This window comes from Streptomyces sp. WM6378, assembly GCF_001279695.1.
Lineage (GTDB): Bacteria > Actinomycetota > Actinomycetes > Streptomycetales > Streptomycetaceae > Streptomyces.
On sequence record NZ_LGDD01000063.1, the window covers coordinates 1 to 7202 of the forward strand.

Here is a 7202-nt window from a genome sequence, read left to right on the forward strand (position 1 = left end):
CGGCCGGCACGGTCGGCACTCCCGGCCCCGCCGCCGCCCACGCACCCGCCCCGCTCAAGCAGGCGGCCCCCACGGCCGGCGACACCCGCCAGGTCGTCGTCCCCCTGCACCGCCCCGCGGCACCCCGCGGCATGGCGCAACCCTCCGTACAGCGGGCCGCGGAGCCGACCCCGCCGCCCGTCATTCCCGTGCGGCGCAGCAGCCCGCCCCCGCCCCCGACTTCCGCCCCGGCCGCGCAGCACTCCGTACAACGGCAGCCCGCGCCCCCCGTGCAACGGAATGCCGCCACACAGCCCCCACCCGCCACGGCGCCCGCACCGGCCACCGCCCCGCAGTCGGCGACGGGGGCCAACGAACAGGCCCCCGACATCGACGCGCTGGCCCGCCGTCTGGTCGCCCCGCTCTCGCGCCTGCTCCGCGCCGAGCTGCGCGGGGACCGCGAACGGATCGGCCGCCTGCGCGACCGCTGACCCGCCACCACACGCCCGTAACCACGCCCGCACAAGCTCCTACCGACGGAAGACCACCCCATGCCCTCCACCCTTGACCCCGGCTCCACCGTCTTCTTCAAGCTGACCATCGACGGCCAGAACCTCGGCCTGTTCAACGGCTGCGACGGTCTCGCGTCCGAGGTCGAGGTGGAGCAGCGCCAGGAGGGCGGCAACAACGGGTTCGTGTGGCAGCTGCCCACCCGGGTCACGTTCTCCACGATCCGGCTGACCCGCCCGCTGACCGCCGACACCTCCAAGGTGGCGTCCTGGATCTCCTCGCTCGCCTCCGGCATCACCCGGCCCACCGCGCAGATCGCGGCGCTGCGCGCCGACGGCTCGATCGTCGCGCAGTGGGGCCTCATCGAGGTGCTTCCGGTGCGCTGGACGGGCCCGAGCCTCGACCCGGCGAGTCCGAGCGTGGCCACCGAGACGCTGGAGATCGCCCACCACGGCTTCACCGACGCAGGGGGTGCGTGAGCATGGCCGCTCCGACCGGAGGAAAGGCCGCGGGTCTGTCCCGCGCCACCCTCGCCATCCACCAGCCGCCCACCGACCTCGGTGGTGCGGTGGGCGGGCTCATGGGCGAGGTCAAGTTCCAGTTCAACCCGTCGCAGGTGCAGCTCGGCCGGTCCTCCAGCTGGGTCGTCATGCCGGCGATCGCCTACACCCGGGGCGCACCCGCCAAGTTCACCGGCGCGCAGCCCGCGGCGCTCCAGCTGGAGGTGTTCCTCGACGCGTCGGGCACGCCCAGCTCCAACACCGTGCAGAAGCAGGTCGACCTGCTGCTCTCGTGCTGCGAGGTCACCCCGCAGAGCGTGGCCTCCAAGGCGCCCTCACCGCCGTTCGTGAAGTTCAGCTGGGGCTCCTTCTCGACCGTCGAGTTCACGGCGTACGTCACGAGCGTGAACGCCAACTACACCCTGTTCAGCCCCAACGGCATGCCCCTGCGCGCCACTTGCAACCTCTCGCTGACCGAGGTCGCGACCCCAACCAAGGGCCAGAACCCGACCTCGGGCGCCCTGGAGGCGCGCCGGGTGCACCGTACGGTCGCCGGGGACACCCTGGCCTCGCTCGCCTGGCGCGAGTACGGCGACGCCACGCGCTGGCGGGTGATCGCCGAGGCCAACGAGATCGACGACCCGATGCGGCTGCGCCCCGGCACCGAGCTGCTCCTGCCCGCTTCCTCGGAGAGTGCCGCGTGAGCGAGAAGACCTTCACCACCGTCCTGCACGTCCAGATCGACGGGGCGGTCCTTCCCGACCCGCTGGCCGTGCGCCTCATCGAGGGCTGGGTGGACGCCTCCGTCAACGTGCCCTCCGCCTTCCAGCTGACCTTCAGCGACAAGGACGGCGTCGTCACCACCAAGTACCCGATGCTGAAGATCGGCGCGAAGGTGGTGCTCAGCCCGTTCACCGACAGCCGGCGCGGCGACCCGATGCTGACCGGCGAGGTCACCGCCCTGGAGGTCGACGCCGAGCCCGGCACCGGCCGCCAGCTCGTCGTGCGCGGCTACGACCCCGGCCACCGGCTGCTGCGCAACCGCCGCGTCGCCGGCTACCCGAGCATGACCGCGTCCGACATCGTGCGCCGCATCGCCGGGCTCAACGGCCTCGCGCTCGGCAAGGTCGACTCGACGCCCACGGTGTACGACCTGGCGACCCAGCCCAACATCACCGACTGGGACTTCCTGTCCCGTCTGGCCGCCGAGAACGACGTCCGGCTGTCCTTCGACAACATGGGCAAGCTCAACTTCGCCGAGCTGAAGCCCGCCTCCGGCGCGCCGTCCGACACGACCCCGGCGGCCCAGAGCCCGTACGTCCTCGACTTCGGCACGAACACCCTGCACAGCCGGATCGCGATGACGTCGGCCGGGCAGGTCAAGAAGGTCAACGTGCGCGGCTGGGACATGCGCACCAAGCGCCAGCTCGCCGCGCCCGCACCGGCCGTCACCAGCAAGGACATCGTCGCCGACATCACCCCGGCCACGGTGACCACGCCCTTCGGCGCGGCCGAGCTGACCGCCACGCAGATCCCGTACACCACGCTGTCCGAGGTCACCCACGCCGCGAAGGCACTGGCCGACGACGTCACCGGCGCGTTCGCCGAGCTTGAGGTCGCCGTCACCGGCAACCCCGACCTCAAGCCCGGCACCCCCATCGCCGTGAAGGGTGCCGGTTTCCCCTTCGAGGGCAAGTACACGGCCACCGGCGTCCGTCATGTCTTCGCGTCCGGCGAGCAGTACACGACGTGGCTGAACGTCTCTGGCCGCCAGTTCCGTTCGCTGTACGGGCTCGCCGCGGGCGGCACCGACCAGGCGCCCCCGATGCCGGGCGTCGCGGTCGCCCTGGTCACCAACACCAAGGACCCGCTGCGGCTCGGCCGGGTCCGGCTGCGCTTCCCGTGGCTGTCCGAGACGTACGAGAGCGACTGGTGCCGGGTCGCCCAGTTCGGCGGCAAGGGCGGCGGCGGGCTGCTCCTTCCCGACGTCAACGACGAGGTGCTCTGCGCCTTCGACCGGGGCTCCCTGGAGCACCCGTACGTCATCGCCGGGCTCTACAACGGCATCGACAAGCACACCCGCGAGCCAGACAACATCCCCGTCGTCGACCCGACCAGCGGGCAGATCAACTGGCGTTCCCTGACCGCCCGCAGCGGCCACACCGTCGAGCTGCTCGAAGAGGGCGGGGCGGCCCGGCTGTCCAGCGGCATCCGGCTGCGCACCGGCAAGGGCAGGCTGCACATCCAGCTGAACGAGGCCCGCACCTCCCTCACCATCAGCAGCGACGGCAGCGTCGAGATCAAGGGGACGCGCAGCGTCGACATCGAGGCGGGCGGCAACCTGTCCCTCAAGGCCGGCGGCCTGCTGAGCATGAAGGCGGGCGCCGGCATCGAGATCGACGCGGGCATGGCCGTCAACGTCAAGGCGGGCCTCGCCTTCGACGTGAAGGCCGGCGGCGAGGCGTCCGTCGTCGCGGGAGGCGCGGTGTCGCTGAACGCGGCCGGCGAGGCGGCCATCACGGCGATCGCCAACGCCAGCATCACCGCGGCCACCGTCGCCATCAGCGGAGCGGCCGCCATCGAGCTGACGTCTCCGGCCCCGCTGTCCAACGGCATGCCGATCATCTAGGAGAGTTGAGATGAGCGAACACTTCGTCGGGGCCGGCTGGGCGTTCCCGATGCGCACCGATCCGGGCGGCGGCATCGCCCTTGCCCGGCGCGACCGCGAGATCGAGGAGTCCATGCGCCTGGTGCTCGCCACCGCGCCGGGCGAACGACCCATGCGCCCCGAGTTCGGCTGCGCGGTGCACGACCTGGTGTTCGCGCCCGTCAACGACGCCACCGCCGGGCGCATCCGCTACGAGGTGCGCACCTCGCTCGACCGCTGGGAGCCCAGGATCGAGGTCGAGGAGGTCACGGTGACCCCGGCGCCCGACGAGCCGACCGTGCTGCACATCGACGTGCGGTACTCGGTGCGCGGCACCAACAACCCGCGCAGCCTCGTCTTCCCCTTCTATGTGATTCCCTCCGAGGGCGGCGACCAGCCAGGCCCGACGGCCGGCGAAAGCGAACGACACTGATGGCCCTGCCCGCACCCCATCTCGACGACCGCCGCTTCCAGCAGTTCGTCGACGACGCCAAGCGCTACATCCAGCAGCGCTGCCCCGAGTGGAGCGACCACAACGTCTCCGACCCGGGTGTCACCCTCATCGAAGCCGTCGCGCACATGGCCGACCAGCTGGTGTACCGGCTCAACCGGGTCCCCGAGAAGAACCAGCTCGCCTTCCTCGACCTGCTGGGCGTGACCCTGTTCCCGCCGTCGGCGGCCAGAGCGGCGGTGACGTTCTGGCTGTCCGCGCCGCAGTCGGAGCCGGTCCTGCTGCCCCGGGGCACCGAGGTCGCCACCGGCCGCACCGAGACCGAGGAGGCGGTGGTCTTCGCGACCGAGGACGATCTGACGATCGTGCCGTGCAGCCTCAGTTACGTACTGCGCCAGCCCACCGGCTCCGCGCCCAAGGACTGCTCGCAGGACGTGCTCGGCGGCACCGACGTCTCGGTGTTCAGCCAGAGCCCGCTCCCCGGCGACGTGCTGCTCTTCGGCCTGTCGGCGGCCCTGCCCAACTGCACGGCCGCGGTGCGCATGGAGAGCCGCGTCGACGGTGTCGGCGTCGACCCGCGCCAGCCGCCCCTGGTGTGGGAGGCGTGGACGGCCGACGGCTGGACCGAGTGCGAGGTCGCCGAGGACAGCACGGGTGGTCTCAACCGCCCCGGCGAGGTCGTCCTGCACATGCCGGCCGCGCACGCGGTGTCCCGGATGGGCCGCCTGGACGCGGGCTGGCTGCGCTGCCGCGTCGTCGAGGCCGCCCCGGGCCAGCCGTTCTACAGCGTCTCGCCGACCGTGCGCAGCGCCTCCGCGTTCACCATCGGCGGCACCACCCGGGTCGCGCACGCCGAGACCGTACGGGACGAGTCCCTCGGCGACTCCGAGGGCGTCCCGGGCCAGCGGCTGATGCTGGCGAACGCGCCGGTCGTCGGCGGCGTGCACCTGGAGATCTCGGCGGGCGAGGGCTGGGAGGAGTGGGAGCTGGTGGGCGACTTCGCCTCGTCCGGCCCCTTCGACCGGCACTTCACCCTGGACGCGGCGACGGGCGAGATCGCCTTCGGCCCCTCGGTACGCCAACCGGACGGCACGGTACGGCAGTTCGGCGCCGTCCCGATCAAGGGCGCGGCCATCCGCGCCTCCCGTTACGGCACCGGCGGCGGCCGCTCCGGCAACGTCGCCCGGGGTTCCATCCAGGTCCTGCGCAGCTCCATTCCGTACATCTCCCGCGTGGAGAACCGGGAGGCGGCGCGCGGCGGCGTCGACGGCGAGACCGTCGAGGAGGCCAAGACGCGGGCCCCGATCGCGCTGCGCGCCCAGGAGCGCGCGGTGACCGCCCGCGACTACGAGGAGCTGGCCCGCCGGGCCGCCCCCGAGACCGCCCGCATCGCGTGCCTGGCGGCGGACGCGGCCGAGTCGGGCGACAACGCGGTGCGCGTCCTGGTCGTGCCGCAGGCCGTACCCGACCGCGGCGGACGCCTGCGCTTCGAGCAACTGGTGCCCGGCGACGAGCTGTTGGGCCGCGTGACGACCTTCCTCGACGACCGCCGCCCGCTGGGCACCCGCCTGGCGGTGGGCCCGCCGTTCTACCAAGGCGTGACCGTAGTGGCCACCCTGCACGCGTTCCGCGCGGCGAAGGCGGACCACGTACGCGACGAGGCGTTGAACGCCCTGTACTCCTACCTGGACCCGCTGACCGGCGGCGCCCACGGCACGGGCTGGCCGTTCGGCCGCCCGCTGCGGGCGGGCGAGATCTTCGCGGCGCTGCAGCGCGTGCCGGGCGTGGAGCTGGTGGACGAGGTGCTGCTCCACCCGGCGGACCCCCTGACCGGCCGCCGGGGCGACGCGACGGACCGCATCGAACTCTCCCCCTCGGCACTCCTCTTCCCCTTCGACCACCGCGTGCGCGTGATCGAGGCGCGATGAGCGCGCGGGGATCGGTGGAGGGGCTCGGCTCGTCGCACCCGCTGGGCGGCGAGCTGCCCGCGGTGTACGCGGACGACGACTTCGCCCAGCGTTTCGTCGAGGGCCTGGACGTGGTCCTGGCCCCGCTGTTCAACGTCCTGGACTGCCTGGAGGCGTACTTCGACCCGGCGCTGGCCCCCGAGGACTTCGTGGACTGGCTGACGGGCTGGGTCGGCACGGAGCTCGACGGCACGGAGCCGCTGGAGATCCGGCGCCATGCCGTGGCGACAGCGGTGTCCCTGCACCGGGTCCGGGGCACGGCCCAGGGCCTGTCGCGGGCGGTCCAACTGGCCTTCGGGGTACGCCCCGAGATCACCGAGAGCGGCGGAGCGACCTGGTCGGCCCGCCCACTGGGCCCGTTCCCCGGCACCCCGAGATCCTCCCTCCGGGTCACCCTCCGAGTCTCGGACCCATCCTCCGTCGACCCTCACCGCCTCCAGGCGGTGGTGGCGGCGGCCCGCCCCGCCCACCTCCCTTTCACGGCCGAGGTATCCGCGAAAACCCTTACCCACGAAGGGAACTGACCTTTCATGTCCACCCCGGCCATGGTCCCCTGCCCCGACTGCGGCACCCCGGCCCGCGCCACGGGCCAATCGTTCTGCGACTCCTGCGGAGCCTTCCTCCGCTGGACCGCCCCGACGCCCCCACCAACCCCGTCAGCGGACCAGCCCCCTTCGGGGGATGCGACCCCGCCCGCTTCAACCCCGTCGGGGGATGCGCCCCGGGGTGCGTCGAAGCCGTCGGGGGATGCCGCACCGAGCTCAGCTCCCTCAGCTGACGCCCCCGCTGCCGGCGCATCCGCGCAGGAGGAACCCCCCGCCGCCGGAACCCCGGACACCGCGCCCGACCCGGCCGCACCGGACGCGAACCCCGCCCCGGCCACGGCCCCGGAAGCCGTAACGACCCCCATCCCCGCCGTGGCGGACAACGCGGACACCCCGGGCGACACCACCCCCTTCCCCGAGGTACGGCCAACCTCAGCCGCAGACGCCGCCAGGGCCCTCCTCGTACCCGTACAGGAACCAAGCGCAGCCCAGCCCCCCGAGGCCCCGGGATCGGCCCCCCCCGGCCGCCCGGAAGCAGCCCGTCCCCGGGTGAGGACGGCAACCCCCCCCCCCGCCCCGGAAAACGGCGCGCCGTGCCCCGCC

The 7202-nt window shown here is 73.1% G+C and carries 6 protein-coding genes and 1 pseudogene; all 7 read left to right on the forward strand.

The genetic code is table 11. From position 1 onward, the window contains the following. Positions 1-470, forward strand: a pseudogene (locus ADK54_RS08790) (hypothetical protein); the annotation flags it as partial. 60 nt (positions 471-530) lie between these two features. Then, on the forward strand, positions 531-968 hold the full coding sequence (locus tag ADK54_RS08795; protein WP_053724988.1) for a phage tail protein: 438 nt from the start codon (positions 531-533) through the stop codon (positions 966-968). Between the two features lie 2 nt (positions 969-970). Continuing rightward, entirely contained in the window at positions 971-1693 is a 723-nt protein-coding gene (locus ADK54_RS08800) for a LysM peptidoglycan-binding domain-containing protein (protein ID WP_053724989.1), read from the forward strand. Further along, positions 1690-3618 (forward strand): VgrG-related protein, encoded by a 1929-nt coding sequence (locus ADK54_RS08805; protein ID WP_053724990.1) that lies wholly within the window; start codon positions 1690-1692, stop codon positions 3616-3618. The genes ADK54_RS08800 and ADK54_RS08805 overlap by 4 nt, the downstream gene beginning before the upstream one ends. Before the next feature lie 10 nt (positions 3619-3628). Then, positions 3629-4069, forward strand: a complete 441-nt coding sequence (locus tag ADK54_RS08810; RefSeq protein ID WP_053724991.1) for a GPW/gp25 family protein — start codon at positions 3629-3631, stop codon at positions 4067-4069. Then, a complete protein-coding gene (locus ADK54_RS08815; RefSeq protein WP_053724992.1) occupies positions 4069-6015 on the forward strand; it encodes a putative baseplate assembly protein in 1947 nt (648 codons plus the stop codon). Before ADK54_RS08810 ends, ADK54_RS08815 begins: the two co-directional genes overlap by 1 nt. After that, a complete protein-coding gene (locus ADK54_RS08820; protein ID WP_053724993.1) occupies positions 6012-6578 on the forward strand; it encodes a phage tail protein in 567 nt (188 codons plus the stop codon). The genes ADK54_RS08815 and ADK54_RS08820 overlap by 4 nt, the downstream gene beginning before the upstream one ends. Positions 6579-7202 lie beyond the last annotated feature (624 nt).

What these genes read in the sequence shown, in the direction of transcription:
- ADK54_RS08815 (WP_053724992.1), top strand. Translation starts at nt 4,069, where the DNA reads ATGGCCCTGCCCGCACCCCATCTCGACGACCGCCGCTTCCAGCAGTTC.
- ADK54_RS08795 (WP_053724988.1), top strand. Translation starts at nt 531, where the DNA reads ATGCCCTCCACCCTTGACCCCGGCTCCACCGTCTTCTTCAAGCTGACC.
- ADK54_RS08800 (WP_053724989.1), top strand. Translation starts at nt 971, where the DNA reads ATGGCCGCTCCGACCGGAGGAAAGGCCGCGGGTCTGTCCCGCGCCACC.
- ADK54_RS08820 (WP_053724993.1), top strand. Translation starts at nt 6,012, where the DNA reads ATGAGCGCGCGGGGATCGGTGGAGGGGCTCGGCTCGTCGCACCCGCTG.
- ADK54_RS08810 (WP_053724991.1), top strand. Translation starts at nt 3,629, where the DNA reads ATGAGCGAACACTTCGTCGGGGCCGGCTGGGCGTTCCCGATGCGCACC.